Source organism: Acinetobacter sp. 479375 (assembly GCF_000581715.1).
In the GTDB taxonomy this organism is placed as follows: Bacteria; Pseudomonadota; Gammaproteobacteria; order Pseudomonadales; family Moraxellaceae; genus Acinetobacter; species Acinetobacter ursingii.
Genome location: NZ_JEZN01000066.1, coordinates 1 through 1,688 on the forward strand (window position 1 = coordinate 1; position 1,688 = coordinate 1,688).

Sequence of the window (1,688 nt, forward strand, 5' to 3'; positions counted from 1 at the left end):
CTTGTGTTTGGCGTAAAGCCAGTTGGAACAGGTTTCGTATCGTCAGGGCAAATTGAATTGCTATATCAGTGTAGGTAGGTTGACGTCCTTTTTTTCCAGTAGGTGTTGCAGACCATTGCATTTGGGGATCAAACCAAATGGTGAAAGCACCCCGTTGACGTAAAGCCTGATTGTACTCAGACCAGTTCGTTGTTTTGTATCGGCTTTTTGATTCTGTATTCATCTAACATGTATGGGGATGAAATTTATTTATGCAACAAAGCCTAATTTATGCAAAGATTTAGACCTACCGTATATTATTTGAATAGAAGATCGGTATTATAAATATAACCCCAATCTCAACTTTTTAAGTGATTGAAATAAAAAGGACATAACCCTATTTTAGTTTCGACCAAGAAATTAAAGCAAAGTTATGTCCATTGAAGAATTTATCATTTTTGTCTATGTAATCATAGAAGAACTTTATCCAATTGTTGTGACTAAACCTCTGAGAACTCGTGGTTTTTTGCCTGCTGTTACAGATGCAGAAATCATTACTATGCAAATAGTAGGTGAATTTTTTGGTTTAGATACGGACAAAAATATTTGGATGTATTTCAAAAACAATTGGTTAGAATGGTTTCCAAAATTAGGGTCTTATCCCAATTTCTGTAAACATTGTGCAAACCTGTGGCATGTCAATCAATCAATTATGTCACGGCTCATTCAGCGTTATGGTTCAGATAACATTAACTTTATTGATGGCTTCCCACTCCCTGTCTGTGGTTATACCAGAGCCAAAAAGCATAAAAACTTTAAAGAATGCGCAGGTTTTAGTTATTGTGCTGCAAAGCAAGAAAAATACTATGGTTTCAAAGCCCATATCGTCATTAATCTTTCAGGCATGATTACTGGTTATACCTTTGCACCTGCTCATTGTGATGAGCGAGATGTTGCACCTGAAATCACGAAGGATATTTACGGTTTACTGGGAGCAGATAATGGCTATTTAAGACCAGAATTGAAACGATATTATGAATATCAAGGTATTGATTTACAAACACCCTTTAGAAAAAACATGATAGATTCCAGACCTAAAGAGGCAATGCGAATACTGATGAAAGCTCGAAGAAAGATTGAAACAGTAATTGGTCAATTAACAGATCGCTTTCATATTCAGAAAGTGAGAGCAAAAGATCTATGGCATTTAACCCACCGCATAACTCGTAAAATTCTGTCACATACAATTTGTGTGGTGCTAAATAAAAAACTTGGTCATTCACCAATTCAACTCGAAAATCTTATTCTAAGTTGAGATTGGAGTAAATATAATTTACATATTTATGACGCTGAGCGATAAAAAAATTAAGTTTAGGTTTTGAGGGATTATTAAATCTAAGTTAATTTAAGGGGCTGTACTAGATAAGATTCAAATTTCAGTCCAAAACCGCAAAGTTTTTAGTTGTTGTTTTGGACTACCGTAGTTAAATCTAAACTCACATTCCTTAATAAACAAGTGAAAAGAATCCTTGGGTATTCCATTATATTTTCTTAGCGTTCTTTTCGCCTGATTCCAGAAATTCTCAATGCCATTGATGTGATTATACCCATTCGCAAAATGGCTTGAATGATTGATTCTATAATGTCTAAAACCTGCTATGTCCAAAGCATTATAACTATGCCAGTGATCTGTATAAACAATACTGTCA

At 34.7% G+C, this 1,688-nt stretch carries 3 protein-coding genes; 1 reads left to right on the top strand and 2 read right to left on the bottom strand.

What is annotated here, in order from left to right:
• Window positions 1-223 (bottom strand): transposase (locus J500_RS16765; RefSeq protein WP_032019985.1); only part of this gene is annotated, 223 nt, incomplete at its 3' end.
• Between the two features lie 189 nt (window positions 224-412).
• Here J500_RS16765 and J500_RS16770 point away from each other — a divergent pair.
• Complete coding sequence (locus J500_RS16770; protein WP_004998633.1) at window positions 413-1,294, top strand: IS982 family transposase; 882 nt, start codon at window positions 413-415, stop codon at window positions 1,292-1,294.
• 114 nt (window positions 1,295-1,408) lie between these two features.
• Here J500_RS16770 and J500_RS17320 read toward each other — a convergent pair.
• The coding region (locus J500_RS17320) for a transposase (RefSeq protein ID WP_147519096.1) at window positions 1,409-1,688 on the bottom strand (280 nt) is incomplete at its 5' end.

What these genes read in the sequence shown, in the direction of transcription:
- J500_RS16770 (WP_004998633.1), top strand. Translation starts at nt 413, where the DNA reads ATGTCCATTGAAGAATTTATCATTTTTGTCTATGTAATCATAGAAGAA.